This is a genomic window from Mariniflexile soesokkakense, assembly GCF_039650365.1.
In the GTDB taxonomy this organism is placed as follows: Bacteria; Bacteroidota; Bacteroidia; order Flavobacteriales; family Flavobacteriaceae; genus Mariniflexile; species Mariniflexile soesokkakense.
In genome coordinates, this window is the sequence record NZ_JAZHYP010000007.1 from 148,729 (window position 1) to 172,646 (window position 23,918).

General features: G+C 34.0%; 15 protein-coding genes and 2 tRNA genes. 6 read left to right on the forward strand and 11 right to left on the reverse strand.

Translation table 11 applies throughout. The features are described from left to right. Positions 1 to 52 precede the first annotated feature (52 nt). The 11 genes from VP395_RS13485 to mutS form a co-directional block, all read right to left on the reverse strand. Positions 53 to 826: a DeoR/GlpR family DNA-binding transcription regulator gene (locus VP395_RS13485; protein WP_346242546.1), complete on the reverse strand. Its 774-nt coding sequence runs from the start codon at positions 824 to 826 to the stop codon at positions 53 to 55. 199 nt (positions 827 to 1,025) lie between these two features. Continuing rightward, complete coding sequence (locus tag VP395_RS13490; protein WP_346242547.1) at positions 1,026 to 1,910, reverse strand: carbohydrate kinase family protein; 885 nt, start codon at positions 1,908 to 1,910, stop codon at positions 1,026 to 1,028. Between the two features lie 41 nt (positions 1,911 to 1,951). Further along, on the reverse strand, positions 1,952 to 4,144 hold the full coding sequence (locus VP395_RS13495) for an alpha-galactosidase (RefSeq protein ID WP_346242548.1): 2,193 nt from the start codon (positions 4,142 to 4,144) through the stop codon (positions 1,952 to 1,954). Positions 4,145 to 4,346: 202 nt separating this feature from the next. Next, positions 4,347 to 6,095, reverse strand: coding sequence for a RagB/SusD family nutrient uptake outer membrane protein (locus tag VP395_RS13500; protein WP_346242549.1), 1,749 nt, complete (start codon positions 6,093 to 6,095; stop codon positions 4,347 to 4,349). 12 nt (positions 6,096 to 6,107) lie between these two features. Next, complete coding sequence (locus VP395_RS13505; protein WP_346242550.1) at positions 6,108 to 9,263, reverse strand: SusC/RagA family TonB-linked outer membrane protein; 3,156 nt, start codon at positions 9,261 to 9,263, stop codon at positions 6,108 to 6,110. A gap of 12 nt (positions 9,264 to 9,275) precedes the next feature. Then, complete coding sequence (locus VP395_RS13510; RefSeq protein WP_346242551.1) at positions 9,276 to 10,871, reverse strand: glycoside hydrolase family 32 protein; 1,596 nt, start codon at positions 10,869 to 10,871, stop codon at positions 9,276 to 9,278. Between the two features lie 10 nt (positions 10,872 to 10,881). Continuing rightward, positions 10,882 to 12,216: a sugar porter family MFS transporter gene (locus VP395_RS13515; RefSeq protein ID WP_346242552.1), complete on the reverse strand. Its 1,335-nt coding sequence runs from the start codon at positions 12,214 to 12,216 to the stop codon at positions 10,882 to 10,884. Positions 12,217 to 12,580: 364 nt separating this feature from the next. Next, positions 12,581 to 15,280: a hybrid sensor histidine kinase/response regulator transcription factor gene (locus VP395_RS13520; RefSeq protein WP_346242553.1), complete on the reverse strand. Its 2,700-nt coding sequence runs from the start codon at positions 15,278 to 15,280 to the stop codon at positions 12,581 to 12,583. 346 nt (positions 15,281 to 15,626) lie between these two features. Then, positions 15,627 to 15,710, reverse strand: a tRNA-Leu gene (locus VP395_RS13525). Positions 15,711 to 15,739: 29 nt separating this feature from the next. Further along, a tRNA-Gly gene (locus VP395_RS13530) sits at positions 15,740 to 15,811 on the reverse strand. Between the two features lie 95 nt (positions 15,812 to 15,906). Continuing rightward, a complete protein-coding gene (gene mutS / locus VP395_RS13535) occupies positions 15,907 to 18,519 on the reverse strand; it encodes a DNA mismatch repair protein MutS (protein ID WP_346242554.1) in 2,613 nt (870 codons plus the stop codon). A gap of 200 nt (positions 18,520 to 18,719) precedes the next feature. On the opposite strand from mutS, the gene VP395_RS13540 reads away from it, so the two are divergent. The 6 genes from VP395_RS13540 (at position 18,720) to VP395_RS13565 (ending at position 23,844) form a co-directional block, all read left to right on the forward strand. Then, on the forward strand, positions 18,720 to 19,256 hold the full coding sequence (locus tag VP395_RS13540; RefSeq protein ID WP_346242555.1) for an RNA methyltransferase: 537 nt from the start codon (positions 18,720 to 18,722) through the stop codon (positions 19,254 to 19,256). Positions 19,257 to 19,365: 109 nt separating this feature from the next. Beyond that, on the forward strand, positions 19,366 to 20,916 hold the full coding sequence (locus VP395_RS13545) for a glycoside hydrolase family 28 protein (protein ID WP_346242556.1): 1,551 nt from the start codon (positions 19,366 to 19,368) through the stop codon (positions 20,914 to 20,916). A 60-nt stretch (positions 20,917 to 20,976) separates the two neighbouring features. After that, complete coding sequence (locus VP395_RS13550; RefSeq protein ID WP_346242557.1) at positions 20,977 to 21,303, forward strand: DMT family transporter; 327 nt, start codon at positions 20,977 to 20,979, stop codon at positions 21,301 to 21,303. Between the two features lie 205 nt (positions 21,304 to 21,508). After that, complete coding sequence (chrA, locus tag VP395_RS13555) at positions 21,509 to 22,630, forward strand: chromate efflux transporter (RefSeq protein ID WP_346242558.1); 1,122 nt, start codon at positions 21,509 to 21,511, stop codon at positions 22,628 to 22,630. 73 nt (positions 22,631 to 22,703) lie between these two features. Next, entirely contained in the window at positions 22,704 to 23,138 is a 435-nt protein-coding gene (locus VP395_RS13560; protein ID WP_346242559.1) for a cupin domain-containing protein, read from the forward strand. A 28-nt stretch (positions 23,139 to 23,166) separates the two neighbouring features. After that, on the forward strand, positions 23,167 to 23,844 hold the full coding sequence (locus VP395_RS13565; RefSeq protein WP_346242560.1) for a class I SAM-dependent methyltransferase: 678 nt from the start codon (positions 23,167 to 23,169) through the stop codon (positions 23,842 to 23,844). The last annotated feature ends 74 nt before the right edge of the window (positions 23,845 to 23,918 follow it).

Genomic DNA, 23,918 nt, shown 5'->3' on the forward strand with positions numbered 1-23,918 from the left:
ATAAAATAATGCTATTATTAAACGATGGTCAATTTTATAAGATTTCATGGTTTTAATTCTCTGCTAAAATCACTTCAATTTCATGATTTTTAAAAACTTTTTTATCGGTTTCTTTGATTCCTGAATCTGTAATGATAAAATCTATTAAGGACAAAGCTCCCAAACTAGCCAAGGCGCTTTTACCAATTTTGGTACTATCTGCAACCAAATAGGTGATATCAGCAGCTTCTATCATCGCTTTTTTAACAACCAAATCGCTAATACTTGGATATGTTAAACCAGATTTTAATGAAATACCAGCGGTAGCTAAAAATAGTTTTTGCACATTCAAACCTTTAAAAAAATCGGCTGCCTTTTGCCCTGTTAAAGACAGTGTTGGTGGTTTAAATTCTCCTCCAGTCATAATAACTTCAATACCTGGCTCGGTCCCTAACATCAATGCTATATTCAAAGCATTCGTTATAACAGTTAAATTTTTATACCCAATTAACTTTTTTGCTATTTCAGTAGTAGTACTACCAGAATCTAAAATAATGGTATCACCAACTTCAATATACTCAAGACATTTGAGTGCAATAGCCTCCTTTTGTCCTAAATTTTCTTGATGAAATAATACGAAATTTTTAACATGGTCTTCTATGTTTTTCAGAAAAGCCCCACCGTGCTCTCTAATTATTAAACCTTGTTTTTCTAGTTTTTCTAAGTCTTGCCTAATAGTTACTTCCGTAACTTTGAACAACCTTGCTAAGTCAACCACTTTTGCAGAACCATCTTCTTGAAGAAGTTCTACTATTTTTTCTCGTCTTTTGTTTGGTAATAACGCCATGGTACAAATAAACGAAAATAAACGAAAATAAACGAAAATTTTAACTGATTTGTTTACTAACCCTTATAATGGTGATTTTAAAATTAAAGACAGAATTTAAAAATGTTCTAACTATGCTGTAACTGCACAAAAAAAAAGCCTTATCAAAAAATTTGACAAGGCTTTTTTACTGAAGGTTAACTTTTTACCGAACCAAATATTAATATGGATTTATAAACGCCTCTATTTCAGATTGTGATATTTTAGGATTTGCACCTTCACTTTGAGCAACTAAAGCCCCAACAGCACAAGCGAAATCGACAGCTTGTTGCGGATTCACTTTATTAAGTAATTGACTTATCAAAGAACCTAAAAACGAATCGCCAGCACCAACGGTGTCAATCACTTTTATTAAATAACCACTATTATAATAAAACTTGTCATCATACAACAAAACTGCACCATGATGCCCCTTAGTTACACAGATATGCTTAGTGTTTGTTTTTTGAGAAATAAAACGAATATTTTGTTCCATGGAACGGTATTTAGAATCTAAATACGCACTAACTTCATATAACTCATCATCATTAAACTTAATAAAATCTGCTTTATTCATAAGTTGAATTAAGAGTTCTTTTGTATAATATGGAGGTCTTAGGTTTAAATCGAAAATTTTGTATTTAGCAAGTTCTATTAGTTTAAATAAAGTATTTCTGGAACTCTCATCTCTTGCAGCAAGACTTCCAAAAACAAAAGCATCTGAATTTTTAACAGCGCTTTTATTTATTTCTGTTAATCTAATTTTATCCCAAGCCCTTGGGTATTTAATATCGTAGGAAGCAGAACCCTTTTCATTCAACATCACTTTTACTTTCCCGGTTTTATATTCATTATGCACTTGAATGCAACTGGGGTTAATACCAACTTCCTTAATGTATTCAAGCAGTTTAGCCCCGTTTTCACCTTGACCAATAGCACTAACCATAGTCACATCATTACCTAACGCCTGCAATCTGTTTGCAACGTTTAAAGGTGCTCCACCAATTTTTTTATGAGTTGGGAACACATCCCACAATACTTCTCCGAAACATGTGATTTTAGCCATATAATCTTCTTTTAATATTCAACAAGTTATTGAAAAATATCTCAATTCACTTCTTCAATCAATAATATTACACTTGTCCTTTTAGTATCCACTTCAGGATTTACACCTACTGTCATTAAAAAATCCCCAGAATAAACAATCAATTCATTTAATGTGGATTTTACCCCTGGATATAGATTTATTTCTTTAACACTGTATTTTTTATTGGCATCTAACCCTTTCAATTTAATAGGTCGCTTGGTCATTCTTTCCATAAACCTATTAGAGCTGAGATAATTAAACATAATAGCCAGGGATTGATTATTATGGACATACATTAAAGACGCAAACGGGTTTTTATACGGGCTAGACAAACGATATTGTTCGCCATGAAGCACCATATTTTTAAAACGATTGTAATTTTTAATAGCTGTTTTCGTGAACTCCAAATCTTTCTCATTCATATGGCTTACATCCACATCAAATCCTAATTTTCCCATACTAGCTACATCGACCTTCAATTTAATAGGTTGATTTCCCCAATTGGTTACATGGCAATCCATTGTTATTGCAGGAAAAAAATAGGAATAATTCCATTGAATAAAAATACGTTCGATAGGATCGGTATCATCACTTGGCCAGAATTCAGTAAAATATTTTAAAAACTCATAATCCGCTCTACCACCACCACCAGAGCACAGCATCATGGGTACTTTAGGATATTTTTCTCTAATTCTTTCTAGCACTTTATACAGTCCTAATACGTAATCCACGTAAAGATGTGTTTGTGGGATTCCTTTTTGCTGTTGGTAGGCAGAATAAGCATTGTAAATTACCGCGTTACAATCCCACTTTATAAAAGCTATTTCAGGGTTTTGAGTAAACAGGTTATCGACCACATCATATATAAAATCTTGTACTTCCGGATTAGTTACATCCAACACCATTTGGTTGCGATATAACTTTTCAGGACGCTCTGGTTGTTTAATAATCCAATCCGGATGATTTTTAAACAATTCACTTTCCGGATTCGCCATTTCTGGCTCAATCCATATTCCAAATTTCACCTTACTTTTTTTGGCTTCTTTAACTAAATAACCCAATCCATTTGGCAACTTTTTTCGGTTTTCTTCCCAATCCCCCAATCCTGCATCATCATTATTTCTAGGATATTTATTTCCGAACCAACCATCATCAAGTAAAAATAAATCCAACCCTAAATCTTTTGTGTCTTTAATTAATTTTGAAAGTTTAGTTTCATTAAAATCAAAATAAGTAGCTTCCCAATTATTCAAAAGAGTTAATCTATCTCCTTCGCCATTTAAAACTCTGTATTTTTTTGCCCAAGACTGTAATTGTCTGGATGCTAGACCTGTCCCTTTATTAGATATTGAATAAATAAGCGAAGGTGTTTTAAAAGTCTCATCCTTTTTTAAGTAATAATTAGACTCATAAGGATTAATACCTGCAATTAATCTTAAGTTTTTATATGAATCTATTTCAAAATCTATTTTATAATTTCCACTCCAAGCTAATTGACCAAGTAAAACCAAACCTTCATCTTCACTTTGATGGTTTTCAAATGAAACAATGAAATTAGGAGTTCCCAATAACATGGCACGCGTGCCTAATTTAGACTCGATTGTTTTTAAGCCTTGAGTGAGTTTTTCTTCTACAGGCTGCATTTCTTTTAAATACTCACCTTGAAAATGTGTTAAATAAAAATCTTTATTAGTAAAATACAAATTTGCTGAGGCGTACTTATTTAGCTCAATGGCACCATCCTCATTATTGGTGATATCTGTCCATTGCTCAACCACATTCAAGTTTGACCAAACTTTATAATTTAAAACCACTTTTAATTTATAAACTGGATCTGTTAATGTGATTTTTGTAATGGTTTCTTCATTATTTACCTCAGTATTTACATTTACAAAATGTAGTTCGGTAGATAAATTTCCATCAAAATGTTTTACTTGTAAGGCTGGTTCAGATAAATTCCAAGTACCCGATGGGGTATATGCAGCATTATACATACCTGCATTTGAACTAGGAAAATAATACTGTCCATCAATGTCTTTATAATCTGAAATATCACTTAATTTTTTTCCGAAGTAAATATTCCATAACCGATTTTGGTTATCTGTTTTAAAAACCATCGCAAAATCTTTGGTTTCTATAGGAATTATAGTTTGTGCGCTACAATAAGAAATGACAAAAAATAAAATAATCGTTTTATTAAATTTGATTTTCATAATATATGCTTAATTAAATGATTATGTAGGCAGTAACATTTAGGGAGGCAATAAATTTATAAGTTAAGTTTAATAAATATTCTTGAAAATTTCACTTATAACATAAGATTGCAAACCTGTTTATTTTAAATATTCCAGAAGTCTTTAAGTTATAAAGACCTCTGGAATTAAAAAAACTAAACAAATGAATAACACTTTACTTTTAATATCCTGAATTTTGGTCATACAACCCACCAGTAAAATCAATTTCCCTTTGTGGTATTGGATAATATTCATCACGTCCTGCAGTAAACTGTGCATTAGCAAGAAAGTCCTTTCTGGTTTTTTCAACCGCTAAATACGCATTAAGTACTGGCTCAGCCATTCCCCATCTTACTAAATCAAAGAACCTTGGCCCTTCCATACCAAACTCTAATCGTCTTTCAAACATTAACGCTTTTAATGCATTTGCTTTAGACATCCCCATTGGATAGGTTCCTATATTGTAAACGTTTGAAGCACCCGCATCCAGTTGTCTTTGTGTACTTGCTGCTGCACGTGTTCTAATTTGGTTTATGATGGTTACACCCGCATCCACTTGATTTAATTGAATTAAGGCTTCAGCTTTAAATAATAGCACATCGGCATATCGTATAAAATCAATATTTTTAGAAGTTCCAACAAATGGTCCTTCCTTTACGTAGCATGAACAATCTGGAGCTTGTTGCTCTTTCATATTACCAAAATAACCATAAACGCCAGGATCTCTTGCCCAACTAAAGTTGTACAACATATCCCCAGTAGCATTAACTGTATTACGATATTTAAACGGACGACCAGGAATACCAACCGTATGATCTATTCTTGGATCTAAAGTGACACCCGGAGCTAGTGGTGTTTTACCACTACCATCTACTACATTAAAAATATTAGTATTATTAAACGTATCTAATAAAGGCAATCCCGTAACAACATCAGTTTTAAAGGCATTCACCATGTTTTGGCTTGCCAAATGGAAACCACAACAACCGTATAATCCTGTGCCATGCGGTGAGTTTAACCCCGTAACAAAACTTACTCTACTAACAGTTGTACCGTCATTTATTGAAAACTGAGCAGCCCAAATAGATTCTGCACCGTTATCAAATCCATCTAAATAATTATTACCATAATCTGCTTCTAAAGCACCAGTAACATCATCAGCATAATCAATAACTTCTTGTAATCTTGCAGCATTAATATTAGTTACTTGATGTGTGTCATTTTGCTCATAGGCTTGATACAAACGTAGTTTTGCTAAGTATGCAGCCGCTGCATTTTTATCGGCTCTACCAACTTGATCTTGAGCTTGTGGCAAATTATTGTATGCAAACAAGAAATCATCGGCAATAGTATTCCACAAGGCATCGTTATCAGCATCATTCGAAATTTGCAAAAGTTCTTCTTGTGATAAACCTTCGGTGATATATGGAATTTTCTTAAACAATAATTTAAGCATGAAGTGAGAATGAGCTCTTAAAAAACGCAACTCAGCTTGTCTTAAAGTTTTATTTGCATAATCAGCATCTGGAATATCATTAATTACAGATAAAGCAAAATTTGCTCTTGATATGGCTTTGTAATAATTTGTCCATGTTCTTGGTCCCATCCAATCTGAAGGGTCATCGGCAATTGTTAAATTGTATTGTTCATAGCGGTCAATAATATCAACATCACTACGACCACCGCCACCTTTATAAGCATCATCAGAACGGACACTACCAAATACCCACATACTTGTTAAAGGCCCTATCATTTCATCATTTGCAATACCTGCATAGGCAGCAACTACTAAAGCTTCTGCATTTTCTGCTGTAGCAACATTTTCATTAGACAAAACACCTTCGGGTTCGTATTCTAAAAAATCTTTGGAACAGGCTACTATCAAAGATGCAGCTACAATTCCTATTAATAATTTCTTTATATTTTTCATGTTTACCAATTTTTAAAAGTTTATATTAAGACCTACTGAAAGTATTGTAGGGACAGGAATATTTTCTACGGTTGTACGTTCTGGATCTGAACCAATGTAATCGCTAGGTGTTACCCAAAATAAGTTTTCGCCTTGAAAGTAAATTCTTAAACCTGTCATTCCAGCCCATTTACTTATCATTTCTTCTGGCAATGAATAACCAAATTGAAGGTTTCTTAATTTGAAATAGGAATTTTTTCTGAATAAATAATCTGAAATTCTCTGATCATTAAATGCTAATGACAGAGAAGGTATTGAAGCACCTGTATTAGTAGGTGTCCATGCATCTAACACACCTAAACCAGCGTTCTCTCTCCCTTGCACAAAGTTGTTCCAGAAAATATATGGGTCTTGACCAATTCTTCCCGTAACGCCAGATCCGAAGACTGATAGGTCGAAATTTTTATAGTTTAAATCAATTCGCACACCATATTCTAAATCTGGCAATGTGGTACCTAAAAAGTCTCTATCTTCACCGCCAATACTTCCGTTACCATCTAAATCTTGAAATTTTAAACCTCCCGGTCTAGCTCCTACTTGGGTAGGACTAGAGTCTATATCTGCTTGACTTTGAAATAATCCAGCTGTTTTATATCCAAAAATTGAAAATTGTGAGTGCCCTATTATAGAATTCTCTGTAGTTCCAGGATAAGACGACACTACTTCATCTGGTAAATCTGTTATTTCATCTTTAAATGATCCGAAATTTGTTGATACCCCTATAGTCAAACCATTATTTAATTTTTTTGAATATGCAAGCGCTAATTCCCAACCATTTGTTTTGGTAGTTGCTCCATTTAACACGCGCAGTTGCCCTTCACCAATAACCGAAGCGATTGGTGGGGTTGTTAAGATATCACTTGTTTTTCTTGTAAAGTAATCAAACGATCCTGTTATGTTATTACTAAACAAAGTGAAATCGACACCTAAATTTATTTCTTTAGTTGTTTCCCATTTTAAGGCTGGGTTTGATGCTTGTATAGACACAAAACCTGATGGCAACGTACCACCATTACTTCCATTCAAATCGTATGCAGTACCTACGTTATAATAAATATTGAAAAAATCTGGCACAAATTGATTTTGATTTGCCCCATATCTAGATTCAAACAAACCAAAACGAGCCACATCTCCAATAGTCTGGTTACCAACTTCACCATAACCTGCTCTTAATTTTAAAGTATTAACAATATCATTATCCTTCCAAAAATCTTCATTACTTATTCTCCAACCTAAAGTACCTGCTGGAAAAATACCGTATCTATTTTCAACACCAAATCTTGACGACCCATCTCTACGCAATGTAAAAGACGCCAAATATCTGTCTTGAAACGCATAATTTACTTTACCAAATTGCGATAATAATCTGCTTCCTGTTGATGAACCTGTATTGGTACGAGCTCCTGTTGCTGCATTTAGCTGAAAGAATGACTCTGTTTCTACTGCAAACGTATTTGCCGAAGCGCTAACACTGGCAAAATCATCTTTTATTGATTCTGTACCTAACAAAACGCCTATTTTATGATCTTCACCAATTTCCAATTGATAATTCAATGTATTAGTAAATACAACACTTGTGAATTTATTTGTAGATTCTATAAGTCTGTTATCACTTCGAGTTACAAAGCCATTGAAAACTCTTCGTTCAATATCTCTTCTTTTATAATCACCGTAATCAAGACCTAAACTTGTTCTAAATGTTAAATTTTCCATGATATCGAACTCTGCATAAACATTTCCGAACATGGTGGTTCTATCTGTATTATCCCATTTATTCAAATCCTGCATTAAAAGCGGATTATTTCTATCAGAATACCCAGCTCCTAAAGGCCCTGCGTAATCTCCATTAGCATCATATACAGGTAACGTAGGCGCCAAACTAATACCAAGAGTTGGTGTTGGTGCGCTACCAACATCATTGGATGCCAATGTTTCATCTGATGTTGAAAATTGGGTATTAATACCAATACGTAACTTATTGTCGAACAAATTAAAATTAGAATTTAATTTTGCTGAAATTCTTTCATAACCTGTGAATTTTAAAATCCCCGTATTTCTTAAATGTCCAATATTTAATAAATGAAACGAATTATCAGTACCTCCAGAAACTGAGATTTCATTATTATAAACATAACCTGTTTGATAAAGTTCATCTTGCCAATCGGTATCTCCTGCGGGTACAGATGTATCGCCACCTACAAACGGTTGTACCGTAACACTATTCAGCACTGGGTTATTAAAATCGCCGTTCCAATCAAAATTATATAATTCACCGTAGCCTCCATTAGGATCTGCACCATCATTAACAGATGCTTGCCATAATGCTTCACCTCTTTGCTGTGCATTTAACATATCATAACGTTGCTTTTTTTCAGACAACATCGATATATTAGAGTTTATACTTACACTAAATTTTTCTCCTCCTGCTGCCTTAGCACTGTTTTTTGTTGTAACAATAATAACCCCGTTACCTGCTCGTGCTCCATACAAAGAAGATGCAGAAGCATCTTTTAATACTTGAACAGATTCTATTGTACTAGGGTTTAAACTGGCAAAAACTTCTTGCCTTACAGTTGGCACACCGTCTATAACATAAAGTGGATCGTTATTTCCTAATGTTGTTGCGCCACGAATTAAAACATTATTACTAGTTCCTGTTGGATCGCCATTTTTTTCTATAAACAGACCAGGCACTTGCCCCTGCAATCCTTGTATGGCACTACCAGAACTTAAACTTGTTCCTTTTGTTGGTCCAAGATCGACCACAGTAATTGCACCTGTAACATCCACTTTACGCTCTCTAGAGTATCCTGTCACTACTATTTCATCCAGTAGGGCAGCATCAGCAGCTAAAGCAACATTTACTACAGTACGATTATTTACTAGTACTTGTTGGGTTTTATAACCAATATAGCTAATAACCAATGTGGCATCACTAGCTACATTGTCTAGTGTATAATTTCCATCAAAATCCGTAGCTGCCCCTTTCGTGGTACCAGCTACAACTATAGATACACCGGGAAGCGGCATACCATCCGCTTGATCTGTAATCGTTCCGCTAATTTGACCTTGAACAACTATGCTCAAAAGTGCAAAAAGCGTTAATAAAAAGAGTTTTTTACATTTCATAATAAATTAGTTTTAGTTAAAATTTAGTTTGTTAATTTCAATTTTGCCAAGAATAAATTCTTGGTCTTTAGGTTCAATACTTAGTTTATCGAGTGGTGAGTTCGGAAAAAATATTTCTGTCATTACAGTTTCGCCGTTATCAAAAAACAGCTCTATAGATGTTTTATCGAGAATAATTGTGCCCGAAAGGTTTTTATTGGTTGATGTTCTTGAAGCCGTTGAAATTTTATTTGCAAATTTTTCAGAAAAACTTGTTTTGCCAGAATTCTTACGGTTTATAAAAAACTTCTTTTTTATATTATCATAGCCAAATAACAATTCGTCCCCTAGCTTGTTTGATAATTTAAATGTGTATATAGTTTCTTTTAAGTTTGGAATATTAAATTGAATTTCTGCACTAGCCAAATCAATAGCACCAGAATCTATAATTTTTGTATCTTCTTTTATCACTATATTTTCTTTTTTATATTTTGTGCTTCTGTAGTTAGTAAGTTCTTCCACAGGATTAATCAATAATCTATAGCCATTATTGTTTTTTTGAAGCTGTACTTTTCTAGCAATTGTCATGGCACTTCTCCAGGTTTCGGTAGGAACTACTTGAGCATAATCCCAATTAGACATCCAACCTAGCATGAGCTTGCTACCGTCTCTTCTTGTAGCATTAGACCATGAAACGCCAGCATAATTATCTCTACCAAAATCTATCCAGTAATTATGTTCTTTATTTAATGCCGTTTCAAAATCTTTATCCATTGTAAATGTAGTACCATCAAAATCTCCAATAAAATATTGGGTAGCACTTCCTCCATTAGGGCCGCCAGGGTTTATACTTACAAAAAGCACCCATTTAGACTCTTCAGTTCCTAAAACTGGTAGTTTAAACAAATCAGGACATTCCCAAACGCCACCATGTCCGCCAATACCTTGTCCGAAATCTGAAAGTAAATTCCATTTTTTTAAGTCTTTAGAATCATAAAACATAATTCTATCACCAGCAGCAAGTACCATGACCCATTTTTCCCGCTCTTCATCCCAAGTTACTTTAGGGTCTCTAAAATCTTTTATTTCATTGTTATCAATTGCTGGATTATTCTCGTATTTTGTAAACGTTCTACCTTCATCATTGCTATAGGCAATACTTTGTGTTTGTTTCCAGTTATCAGTACCCTCTAGTTGTTTTGAACTTGTATACATCGCCACAATTGGAATAGCATTGCTTACCTCGCCAAAACCAGAACTGTTACTAATATCAACTACTGCACTTCCTGAAAAAATAGTGCCTAATTCATCTGGATAAATGGCTATAGGTAGCTCAGTCCAAGTAATCATATCTGTGCTAATAGCATGGCCCCAATGCATAGGCCCCCAAACATTACTTTCTGGATGGTACTGGAAGTATAGGTGATAATATCCGTTGTAAAAAAACATACCATTAGGATCGTTCATCCATGCTTTTTTAGGAGTAAAATGAAAATTAGGACGATATAACTCTTCTTCCGAATAAGACAGAGCTATCTCTACATCACTTTGTTTCGCTTCAGTTGTTTTTTTACAGCTGATAAATGCCACCAAAAGAAGCATTATAAAAATCAGTTTTTTTAATTTCATATGTTTCATTTTAATTAGTTCGACTTCTGTCTTTTATTAATTTTTTACTTAATTCTTCTAAGGATATGCCTTTGGTTTCTGGCATCATAAATATTACAAACAGCAATTGGAAGCCCATCATGATAGTAAAGAACAAGAAAACCATACCTGCGCCTATTGTAGAAAATAAAACGGGAACCAAAGAAGGTACCACAGCGGCTAGCACCCAATGCACCGAGCTGCCAAACGATTGCCCCGAGCCTCTTAAATGATTAGGGAAAATTTCTGAAATAAACACCCATATAACTGTACCTTGTCCAATGGCGTGTGCGGCAATAAACATGAACAAAAAGATGGGCATAGAACTGCCTTCCCAATGAAAGAAAAATGCTGCCGACACTAATGATAAGGATACAATATAACCAAAAGAGCAGATATACATGAGTTGCTTTCTTCCTAACCTATCAATTAGAAAAATACCTAATAATGTAAATAGCAAGTTTGTAACACCTACACCTATACTACTTAAAAGTGCTGAGCTTTCTGCTAATCCTGCTTCAGTTAAAATTCTAGGCGCATAATAAAGCAAGGCATTAATTCCTGATAATTGATTGAAAAAAGCGATCAAAAATGCCAGAATTAACGGAAACCTATACTTCTTTAAAAATATGTTTTCATTAGGTACAGTATTATCCATCTCGTCCTGAATCTCCATCATGAGTTTTTCTGGATCTTGATCTGGATTAATAATTTTTAGAACACCTATGGCTTCACTATTTCTAAATTTAGTAAGCAGCCATCTCGGGCTTTTGGGTATTGTTAAAGCAAACACCGTGTAAATTGCAGCAGGAAATGCTTCAACACCTACCATCCAACGCCATGCGCTTTCACCTATATCATTTAACAAGTAATTAGATAGAAAAGCAACAAGAATACCAAATACAATATTGAACTGATACAGCCCCACCAACTTGCCTCTATCTTTAGCTGGCGCAATTTCCGATATATAAGCCGGTGCTGCCACAGTGGATGCGCCTACCCCTAAGCCTCCTATAAATCTAAAAAATGCAAATGTATAAGGATCGTTTGCAAAACCAGAACCAATGGCAGATATGGTATATAAAACCCCTATCCATATTAAAGTATTTTTACGTCCTAACTTATTAGTAGGTATACCACCAAAAAAGGCACCTACAACGGTACCCCATAATGCCATACCTATAACAACTACGCCATGAAACATATCGGAAGAACCCCATAATAATTGTAACTTTTTCTCTGCGCCCGATATTACTACCGTGTCAAAGCCAAATAAGAAACCTGCTAGAGCTGCGGTAATGGACCAGATTAGTATCTTTCTGTTCATGTGGTGGTGTATTTAGTTTAGTGTTCACAAAGTACATTGAAAGACTGTTTCCGTATTTTAGAATTGTATCATATAAATTCGAAATTGTTCAAAAGATAAAAATAAACACATAATCAATTGATTATTAGCATTTTAAATTAAAAACATTTTTAACATTTAATTAAGAGATTCAAAAATGTTACATGTTTTGTTTAAAATTGTTACCTACATGGACATGAATCAGATATCAATTTCTCAAAAAAAACTCATAAAATTTAACAATGATCCCGTTTTTCAATCATTATAATAAAAAAATCACAAATAAACACCTGTATTATTACAATAATAACAACACAAAAGAAAGATAAAAGTCTACTAATAATTATTATGCCCTAAAGGATTTTGGGGATTTATCATATTTGTTTTTGAAGCTTGTAGAAAAATAATTAGGAGAAGAAAATCCGGTAGCATAAGCTATTTCAGATATTGTTAATGGCGTATTCAATAGCATGTTTTTTGCTTTTTCCAATCGTATATTTTGAATATAATCACTAACATTTACGCCCATAATGGCCTTCATTTTTCTATAAAGCTGAATTCGAGATATATTTAAATCGTTTGCTAAATTTTCAACAGAAAATTTAGAATTGTCCATATTATTATCTATTATTTTATTCAACATAGAAATAAATTCTTGCTCCATAGACCCAAAATTGCCAGAGGCATCGATATTATGGACATTATTAACAAAATAGTATCTAAGCTTTTCGCGATTATAAATAAGTGTTTTTATAGATTGCGCTAAAATGGAAAAACTAAATGGTTTAGTGAGAAACAAATCTGCACCAGACTCCAATCCTTTAATATAAGATTCTTTATTATTTAATGCTGTTAAAATTATAATAGGAATATGAGACGTTCTTAAATCTTTCTTCAATATTTCACAAATGTCGAAACCACTTTTTTCAGGTAAACTAACATCACACAAAATAATATCTGGTATAAGCTCTAGAGCTTTTTCTACTGCATCGGTACCATCAGATACGTGTACACTATATTCTAAAGATAATTTACCTCTCAAATATTTTACCAAATCGAGGTTATCTTCAATTATTAAAACGGAATAATGATCTTCATCATTCAAAACCAATGATTCGGTGACACTATCGTCTTCGTAATCTAAATGCGAACTTAAAAGCGAACTATCAACAACATCAGCTTCATAAATAATTTCATCGGAATCTAAATGCACATTATCTTTATATAAGGTAATTACAAATTCTGTTCCATGTTTAGAAATAACTTCAATAGAACCTTTATGTAATTCAATAAATTCTTTAGACAAATGCAAGCCAATACCAGAGCTTGTTTTATTGTTATTTGATCCCTGAAAAAAGGCTTGAAAAACCTTATCTATTTCTTTCTTTGGGATTCCTATGCCAGAATCCTTAAAATGTATTTTCACAAAATTACTATCAAAGTCATCTTGAATATCAATAGAAATAACACCGTTATTAGGCGTGAATTTAAAGGCGTTAGACAGTAAGTTAAAATACACCTTGTCCATTAAGTTTCTATCTATAAAAACCGATAAATCTTCATTATTGGTACTAATTGTGAAGTTAATGCTCCGCTTTTGTGCTTCACGTTTAAAATCATTAAAAATTAAATAAGAAAATTGATACAAATTTGTTTTTGAAGCTTTTAAGATAAACTTACGGTCTTCAATCTTTCTAAAATCAAGCAATTGATTTATTAATCGCAATAATCGTTTCGAGTTATTGTATATTAAACCTACTTCGCTTAATAGTTTGTTATCCCTTATTACTTTATTATCTGTTAATGATTCTGTTGAAGATAAAATAAGGGTAATAGGTGTTTTAAATTCATGGGACAATCCTGTGAAAAAATTAACTTTAGCTTCGTTACTAATTTTAACTTCTTCAGCTATCTTTTTAATTTGATTTCGTTGAATGGTGATTTTAGAATTTCGTAATTCTAGTTCTCTTTTTTTCTTTCTAATATTATATCCAGAATATATACTATATGCCCCTAAAATGATACTGATAATTAACAGTGCCAAAAGCAACTGTAATGTTTGTTTTTGTGTTGTATATCTCTTTTCCTGCTTGCCTATTTTAATTCGCTGATAATCTATATCCTGTTGTTGTTGGTATATCTTATCAAATTGTTTGTTCATTATATCGGCATTACGCGAATCTATTACTGTGGTGCTTAAAATATTATTTTTTGCAACACGTTCACCATTTAATATTTTTAAAGCCAACTGAATCGCCTCATCTCCTCCTGTTGGATATAATATGGTAGCTAATAATTTACCTTCTTTCACCAATTGTATACCTCCATTTGGCCCATTTAAACCATCAACTCCTATTATTCTTATATGGTCTTGAAGTTTTTTCTCTCTTACAACTTCCCAAGCACCCAAAGCCATCCGGTCGTTATGTACAAATATGTAATCAATATCTTTTATACTTTCCAATACATCTCGTAAACTATCCTTTATAGAATAACTTTCCCAGTTTCCCTCAATAGCTTTAACAACTTCTAAATTTTTGGTTGCGTTAATAATATCATTAAAACCTAAGCTACGCTCTAGGGCTGGTGAAGAACCTGCAAGCCCTTTAATTTCAATTACTCTTTTATTTTCGTTTGTTAGTGACGCTAAATAGTTGGCAGCATTTGTTCCTACCTCATAATTATCACCTCCTAAAAAAGCGGTATAATTATCTCCTTCGGTTTTCCTATCTACAACTAAAACCGGAATACCACTTTTAAAAGCTTTTTCAACAATTGGGGTTATTGGTTTAGATTTAATTGGCGATACAATTAAGATATCAATCTTTTCAGAAATTAGTTGCTCTATATCTTTTAGTTGATTATCTATATCATCTTCACTATCAAGAATTTTAAGTTCCAATTCCGGATAAAATCCTGCTTGAATTTCCATAGCCTGATTCATGGATTTACGCCATTCATCGCTAATACCTGTTTGTGAAAAGCCAATAGTGTATTTTTCGGTTTCAGAAGTATTTGAACACCCAAAAACAAAAATCAAACTCATTAGAACAATAGACTTTAAGGAAAAGAACATGCAAGTCTTCATCATATCTTATATTATTGGACAGTTTTCTAAATTAGAAATTTTTAATAGATTAATGATTCTTTTCATAGGATATTTATTTAAAAGTCGCTCTTAATACATTTTAAAAAATAATTGAGAAACTGCTTTAATGGGTTACGTTTATTTGATGAAGGTAAATAAAACGGGGTATTTTGATATTCCTTGAAAGATTACAATTTAAAAAACCAAAGTTCGATTTAACTGTAGATATTAACAGATTATCACTATGAAAAGAGAGAATATAATAAATAAAAAAAGCCTTATCAAAATTTTGATAAGGCTTTAGTACTGAGGACGGGACTTGAACCCGTACAGCCTAATGGCCATTGGATTTTAAGTCCAACGTGTCTACCAATTCCACCACCTCAGCGTCTTGGTATATTTTAAAGAAAGTTTCAGAGCGAAAGACGGGATTTGAACCCGCGACCCTCACCTTGGCAAGGTGATGCTCTACCCCTGAGCTACTTTCGCAATTTTTAAGAACGTGCAATATCGCTATTGCGGATGCAAATTTAAAATATTTCTTCTAAAACCAAAGCCTTTTATTAAAATAAATAAAATTATTTTTAAGCACGTTTTTTCTTAACCAACATACGCTTAATCTCATTCAGTTTCATTAAGGCTTCAACAGGCGTAAGTGTATCAATATCAATATGTAATATTTCTTCTTTTATATTTTCCAAAAGCGGATCATCTAAATTAAAAAAACTAAGTTGCATATCGTCTGCCAATGTTTTTACCTTATCGGTAAGTTCTTCACTGGAATGCGACTTTTCTAATTTCTTCAAAATAGCGTTAGCACGATGTAAAACTTGCTGTGGCATACCCGCCATTTTTGCTACATGTATTCCAAAACTATGCGCACTACCACCTTCAACCAGTTTTCTTATAAAAAGCACAGTGTCTTTCAACTCTTTTACCGAAACATTGTAGTTTTTAATGCGACCAAAGGTTTCTGTCATTTCATTAAGCTCGTGATAATGGGTAGCAAATAAGGTTTTTGGTTTTGCAGGATGCTCGTGTAAATACTCACTAATCGCCCAAGCTATGGAAATACCATCATAAGTGCTGGTACCACGACCAATTTCATCTAGTAATACCAAACTTCTATCGGAAATATTATTCAAAATGGAAGCGGTTTCATTCATCTCCACCATAAAAGTCGATTCGCCCATTGAGATATTATCACTCGCGCCTACCCTGGTGAAAATTTTATCAACCAAACCAATTCTAGCCTCTTTTGCTGGCACAAAACTTCCTATTTGAGCCAGTAACACAACTAAAGCCGTTTGACGCAAAATAGCCGATTTACCAGACATATTAGGCCCCGTAATCATGATAATTTGCTGGTTGGTTCTATCTAAAAACACATCGTTTGCTATATAGGCCTCACCTATAGGCAATTGCTTTTCTATAACAGGGTGGCGACCATCCTTTATTTCTAAATCGTACGACTCATCAATAACGGGGTACACATAATTATTATCGGTTGCCAACTGTGCAAAACCACACAAACAATCTAATTGCCCAATTAAAAAAGCATTTTGTTGCACTGGTTTAATATATTGGTTCATCCAACCCACTAACTCTGCAAACAACTGCTGCTCGATGGCTAATATTTTATCTTCAGCGCCTAAAATTTTAGTTTCGTATTCTTTGAGTTCTTCGGTAATATAACGTTCCGCACTTACCAAAGTTTGCTTACGTATCCATTCTTGTGGCACCTTATCTTTATGCGTGTTACGCACTTCAATATAGTATCCAAACACATTATTCGAATCTATTTTTAAAGATGTGATGCCAGTGCGTTCACTTTCACGTTGCAACATCTTATCTAAATAATCTTTCCCAGATTTTGACAAACCACGCAATTCATCTAATTCAGATGAAAAACCTGGAGCGATTGTATGTCCTTTTAACACATTAACAGGCGCATCTTCATTAAGCATTTCTTTTATTTTTGCTCGTAACATGTCGCAACCCTGAAGTGTATCGCCAATAATTTTCAACGATTCGTTATCACAATTACTTGCCAAAGACTTAATAGGAACAATGGCTTCTAACGAATTTTTAAGCTGAATAACCTCGCGTGGGTTAACCTTTGCCGTTGCTACTTTTGAAATTAAGCGTTCCAAATCGCCAATATGTTTAATGTGGTTTTGTACTTTTTGAAGCGTGCCATTTTCATTTTTTAAATAATGAACCACTTCATGGCGCTGTTTTATTTTTTCAATACTTTTTAAAGGCAATGCCAACCAACGTTTCAACAAACGCCCACCCATGGGCGAAATGGTTCTATCAATAATATTCAAAAGCGTTACCGCATTGTTATTGGTAGAATTGTAAAGTTCCAAATTCCTGATAGTGAATTTATCCATCCACACATAAGCGTCTTCAGAAATTCTAGAAATAGCAGTAATATGTTGCAGTTTGTTATGCTGTGTTTCACCCAAATAATGAAGAATGGAACCCGATGCGATGATACCTTCGTACAAATCTTCAACGCCAAAACCTTTAAGTGTTTTTGTGTTGAAATGTTTTATAAGCGTTTCGTAGGCATAATCGGTTTGATATACCCAATCTTCCATATAAAAGGTATGGAAATCTTTCCCAAAAGTTTCATTAAAAAGCGTGCGTTTCTGCTTGGAAACCAACACTTCACTTGGGTTAAAATTTTGCAGTAATTTATCAATGTACTCCGCATTTCCTTGCGATGTTAAAAACTCGCCCGTAGAAATATCTAAAAATGAAATCCCTATATACTTTTTATCAAAATACACCGAACATAAAAAGTTGTTTGATTTCGATACCAACACCTCATCATTAAACGCCACCCCAGGCGTAACCAATTCGGTAACCCCACGTTTTACAATAGTTTTTGTTTGTTTTGGGTCTTCCAACTGATCACAAATGGCGACGCGCTGTCCTGCCTTTACCAATTTGGGCAAATATGTATTTATAGAATGGTGCGGAAAACCTGCCAACTCAATTTCACTCTCGCTACCTGCACCCCGTTTTGTGAGCGTAATACCCAAAATACCCGCAGCTTTAACAGCATCTTCACCAAAGGTTTCATAAAAATCGCCCACACGAAACAACAATAAAGCATCGGGATACTTCGCTTTAATAGCGTTGTACTGTTTCATTAACGGGGTTTCTTTTTTGCTTTTAGATGCCAAAGGATTTTGTTTTTTAGTAAGTTTGCTAATGTAACTATTTTTCTATTTTCTTTGAAGTGGTTGCTTTAGAAGTTATTGATAATTATTCACAACCCATAATCGTCATTACGAAGGAAGCATGACTGAAGTAATCTTTTAATTTGAACCAAAAATAAAGAAATTGCTTCGTACCTCGCAATAACGAAAACTAAAAACAACCCATGCGCAAATTAAAAAACAATGAGTTAGACCGATTAAGCGTTAAAGATTTTAAAGAAGTTAAAAAAACACCCATCATTATTGTATTAGACAATATTAGAAGTCTGAATAACATTGGTTCGGTATTTAGAACCAGTGATGCTTTTTTAATTCAAAAAATTTACCTCTGTGGCATTACGGCAAAACCGCCACACAAAGACATACACAAAACAGCTTTGGGAAGCACCGAAACTGTAGATTGGGAGTATGTAGAAAACACACTTGAACTCGTTGAAAAGTTGAAAGCAAAAAAGGCAAAAGTCTGTGCTATCGAGCAAGCCGAAAACGCCACTATGCTAGACCATTTCAATCCCGAAGCAAATACCACATACGCTTTAATTTTTGGTAATGAAGTAAAAGGCGTTGCTCAAAGCGTGGTTAACGCCAGTGATGTCATATTGGAAATTCCACAATATGGCACCAAACACTCTTTAAACATTTCGGTAAGTTGCGGGGTAGTTGTTTGGGATTTGTTTTGCAAGTTGAAGAACCTCAACTAGTAAAATTGTTTGCATGCTATTTACTAAATAGACCACCGAACAAAACAGCATTTGTAATACCATCTAAAAACATACTTTCGTATTTTAACAGCTATACTAAACTTTCAAAATGAGAACTTTTTTTGCCTTAATTTCTATATCTTTATTTTTTAATTGCAAACAACCAAGCGTTGGCCCAGATTATAGCAAACTAGAAACTATCCCGACCAAAGAACAAGTAGGGCATCTCGTTTTACCAGACACGATTGCTTCTGTTGTTGCTCCTTTTTCGATGCCAACATTTGAAAAACCAACGTTTCCAAATAGAAGCACCAATATCAAAGATAGGCATGCTAAAGAAACCGATTTAATTACAGACATTATACAAAATGCTATTGATGAGTTAAGTGCATTAGGTGGTGGTACTGTAATTATTCCAAAGGGCACATGGAAAACGGGGCGTATTTCATTAAAAAGCAACATAAATCTTCATTTTGAAGATGGTGCCATTATAAAGTTCAGTACCGATGTTAAAGATTACCAACCTGCTGTTTTTACGCGTGTTGAAAGCTTAGAAGTCATGTCGCTCGCTGCATGCATTTACGCCAATAATCAAGAAAATATTGCCATAACAGGAAAAGGCAGACTTATTGGTCCTTATGGAGGCGAAATAAAAGAACGCTCGTACATGACCCCTATAGAAAGTTTAGTGGATTTAACAAAACCCGCCGAAGAACGCATTCATGATGGCACAAAAGAAGATTGGATATTTCCTCCTAAATTCATTTCGCCTATTAATTGCAAAAAGGTCTATATTGAAGGTGTTTCATTAGAAAACACCTCGTTTTGGAACATTGTTCCTGTATATTGTGATCATGTTATTATTCGCGGGGTTTCAGTAAATTCGGTAGGCATTCCTCGTGGCGATGGCATCGATATAGAATCTTCTAAAAATGTACTTATTGAATATTGCACCTTAAGCACAGGCGATGATGCCTTTACTATGAAATCTGGACGCGGTGAAGACGGACTTAATGTAAACAGAGCAACCGAAAATGTAGTGGTGCGCCATTGCTTAGCATTAAAAGGGCATGGTGGTATTACTTGCGGAAGTGAAACTGCTGGTATTATTAGAAACTTATATGTGCACGATTGTGTATTTGATGGTACAGGTGTTGGCATCAGGTTTAAAACCCGTCGCCCAAGAGGTGGCGGTGGCGAAAATTTGCATTACAATCGAATTCGGATGAACCTGGAAGCGACCTGCATAAAATGGGATATGTTAGGAACACCCGCGTATGTGGGCGAATTGGCAAACAGACTTCCTATTAGAGAGGTAAACAGCCTCACGCCTTTTTACCGAAACATCATCATTTCCAATATTATTATTGAAAACGGGACTCATTTCTTAAAAGTTTATGGTATTCCAGAATCGCCACTAACTAATTTAACCATCGATAATGTTGATGCCAATTGCAGCAATCTTATTTTTATTAATGATGCTAAAAACGTTAGCATTAAAAATACAAGCATTAAAACACAAGATACTATAATTGATGTTCTTGGTGGTGAAAACATACGTTTAGACCATGTTCTTTTAAACACAAAACCCAGTGCCTTAACCACACCAAATGAAACTATTGAAACAACAGGCATTCATTTTAGAGATGGCGATTTGTAATAGCTCAAGAAATAAATAACAAGACTCGAACAACCCTTATAGAGACTAAAACAAATATAAATGAATTGGATTTTATTAATAATAGCAGGACTATTTGAAGTAGCATTTGCATCGTGTCTTGGGAAAGCTAAAGAAACAACAGGAATTGCAGCCACCTATTGGTATGTTGGATTTTTGATTTGTTTAGCAATAAGCATGCTTCTTCTGGTAAAAGCCACCCAAAAACTGCCTATAGGAACTGCTTATGCTGTATGGACAGGAATTGGAGCTGTTGGAACCGTACTTGTTGGAATACTGCTATTTAAGGAACCCACCACTTTCTGGAGATTGTTTTTTATATCTACTTTAATTATTTCCATAGTTGGACTAAAAGTAGTTTCGCATTGATTTGAACTTTCAAATGCAAATACATCGCCAATAGTTATCATTACACAGAATTCGCATGAATCTTGAAGCAATTTGCATATTAAAAATACGAATTCAAATAAAATATTTAGAAGGCACTTTAAATAACCTACTACTCATAAATTCTGTTTCATTTTCAGTTTAAAAAATTTAACTTCGCCTTTAAATTATCTTAAAGTGACGCTAAATGTCTCAACATAAAGAATTAATAGAAATAGCAAAACTGTTTTTAAAACTGGGCAGCATTGCATTTGGTGGTCCAGCAGCTCATATTGCCATGATGGAAGATGAAGTTGTAAAAAAAAGAAAGTGGATGACACAAGATCACTTTTTAGATCTTGTTGGAGCTACAAACTTAATTCCAGGACCAAATTCAACCGAAATGACCATGCATTGCGGACACGAGCGTGCTGGCTGGAAAGGCTTAATTGTTGCGGGTTTGTGCTTTATTATTCCTGCGGTACTTATTACCTCTGTTTTTGCATACATGTATCAACAATATGGTGCATTACCAAATGTAAAGCCATTTATCTACGGTATTAAACCTGCTGTTATTGCCATTATTATAGTCGCTTCCGTTCGATTAGGTAAAAAAGCGGTTAAAACCGTAGAACTTGCCATTTTAGGCATACTAACCCTGGCGGCTTGTTTACTAGGTGTTAATGAAATTATAGCACTTTTTGGATGTGGACTGCTAGGTCTTCTTCTTTATATTATAAAAAAAAGACTATCGAATTTAAATAGTTTTATCCCCTTTTTATTTCTTCAAATAGCAAATCCAACAAACGTTGGAAGTCTAAAAATATTTCTTACTTTTTTAAAAGTAGGCGCCATTTTATATGGCAGCGGATACGTTTTGTTTGCATTTCTGGATTCCGAATTGGTTGCCAACGGTTGGTTAACCAGACAAGTGTTAATTGATGCGGTTGCAGTTGGACAAATGACACCAGGTCCAGTTTTATCAACCGCCACATTTATTGGGTGGCAAATGCACGGCGTTTCAGGTGCATTGGTTGCCACTATTGGTATTTTCCTGCCCTCGTTTATATTTGTTTTGGTTTTAAACCCTTTAATACCTAAAATGCGAAAATCTAAAATAATAAGAGCCACGTTAGATGCTGTAAACATAGCTGCTGTAGCTTTAATTGTTGCGGTTTGTTTTGAAATGGGAAAAGACAGCATTACAGATTGGCGCACCATTATCATTGCCATTACCAGTTTAATTCTGGTTTTTGCATTTAAAAAACTAAATAGTGCTTTTATAGTCCTTGGAAGCGCTATTTTTGGATACTTTTTAAATTTAATATAACAACAACTTAACGCTTAGCATAAAAACTATAAATTAGCTAACTATCTAAGTATAATTCTTAAAATACTACATTATGAAAAATTCATTCTTATTTCTGTTTACATCTTTAACTATTTGCTTCTCTTTATCGGCACAAGACAAACCAGAAACAACGCCAACTGAAAAAAAATACAGCATTGAAAATTGTGTTTCCGAACTCACCATGGACAAAACCATACCTACCGAAGTTGGTTACCAATTTTGGTTTGCCGACAAAGATTTTATTGACGGAAGAACACTAAAAATGAGCGTTGTTGCACCAGGTTTATCTACCCACCCACCACATAAACACGTTGAAGATGAATTCTTTTTTGTTGTTGAAGGCACTGCCGAATTTTATTTAGATGGCAAAACCACAGTTGCAGGCGCATATACCAGTTTTTATTGCCCTTCTTGGATGGAACATGGCATTAAAAACGTTGGCGATACCCAGTTAAAATATTTAGTAATTAAGAAATACCAAAAATAGGTTTTACTTAACAACTTAGCTCAAAAACGTGGCAAAAAAAACAAAGACCCCTTGGCCAACCCAAGATGCCATGAACCAGATTTACAACATGCATCTTTGGGGCGGAAAGGAATTTGATTTTTATTCTGGAACAGGTTCTTACGACCCCAAAATTATAAACCCTTATTTAAAAGCCGTAATTGCCTTTTTAGAATCCCACAACAATTCCTTAGTAGTTTGCGATTTGGGTTGTGGCGATTTTAATATTGGAAAACACCTTACCAAATACACAAAAAAGTATATTGCTATCGATATTGTTGAAAACCTAATTGACAGAAACAAAAACACCTACAAAGAAGACAACCTAGAGTTTCACTGTTTGGATATTGCAAAAGATGAACTTCCGAAAGCTGATTGCGTTATATTACGTCAAGTTTTACAGCATGTATCCAACACAGAAATACAGAACGTTGTTCGAAAACTAGAAGCTTATAAATACATTATTTTAACCGAACACCTACCATTAGGCAACTTTATTCCAAACAAAAATATTATTTCTGGGCAAGGTATTCGAATCAAACAAAATAGTGGTGTAAATTTACTTGAAGCTCCTTTTAATTTAAAAATTGAAGACCAAAAACAACTTGGCGAGCATATTTTAGATAATGGAAAAGGACGTATTGTTACAACTTTATATGTTTTAAACCTTTTTAACTCCTTTTATTAAAAAAGCAATATTGTAAAGACTGTTTTTTTGAAAGTTTTTGTACACAATTTAGCTTGATTCTTAACTTAAAAAAA

What these genes read in the sequence shown, in the direction of transcription:
- VP395_RS13485 (WP_346242546.1), bottom strand. Translation starts at nt 826, where the DNA reads ATGGCGTTATTACCAAACAAAAGACGAGAAAAAATAGTAGAACTTCTT.
- VP395_RS13490 (WP_346242547.1), bottom strand. Translation starts at nt 1,910, where the DNA reads ATGGCTAAAATCACATGTTTCGGAGAAGTATTGTGGGATGTGTTCCCA.
- VP395_RS13495 (WP_346242548.1), bottom strand. Translation starts at nt 4,144, where the DNA reads ATGAAAATCAAATTTAATAAAACGATTATTTTATTTTTTGTCATTTCT.
- VP395_RS13500 (WP_346242549.1), bottom strand. Translation starts at nt 6,095, where the DNA reads ATGAAAAATATAAAGAAATTATTAATAGGAATTGTAGCTGCATCTTTG.
- VP395_RS13505 (WP_346242550.1), bottom strand. Translation starts at nt 9,263, where the DNA reads ATGAAATGTAAAAAACTCTTTTTATTAACGCTTTTTGCACTTTTGAGC.
- VP395_RS13510 (WP_346242551.1), bottom strand. Translation starts at nt 10,871, where the DNA reads ATGAAATTAAAAAAACTGATTTTTATAATGCTTCTTTTGGTGGCATTT.
- VP395_RS13515 (WP_346242552.1), bottom strand. Translation starts at nt 12,216, where the DNA reads ATGAACAGAAAGATACTAATCTGGTCCATTACCGCAGCTCTAGCAGGT.
- VP395_RS13520 (WP_346242553.1), bottom strand. Translation starts at nt 15,280, where the DNA reads ATGAGTTTGATTTTTGTTTTTGGGTGTTCAAATACTTCTGAAACCGAA.
- VP395_RS13540 (WP_346242555.1), top strand. Translation starts at nt 18,720, where the DNA reads ATGCGCAAATTAAAAAACAATGAGTTAGACCGATTAAGCGTTAAAGAT.
- VP395_RS13545 (WP_346242556.1), top strand. Translation starts at nt 19,366, where the DNA reads ATGAGAACTTTTTTTGCCTTAATTTCTATATCTTTATTTTTTAATTGC.
- VP395_RS13550 (WP_346242557.1), top strand. Translation starts at nt 20,977, where the DNA reads ATGAATTGGATTTTATTAATAATAGCAGGACTATTTGAAGTAGCATTT.
- chrA (WP_346242558.1), top strand. Translation starts at nt 21,509, where the DNA reads ATGTCTCAACATAAAGAATTAATAGAAATAGCAAAACTGTTTTTAAAA.
- VP395_RS13560 (WP_346242559.1), top strand. Translation starts at nt 22,704, where the DNA reads ATGAAAAATTCATTCTTATTTCTGTTTACATCTTTAACTATTTGCTTC.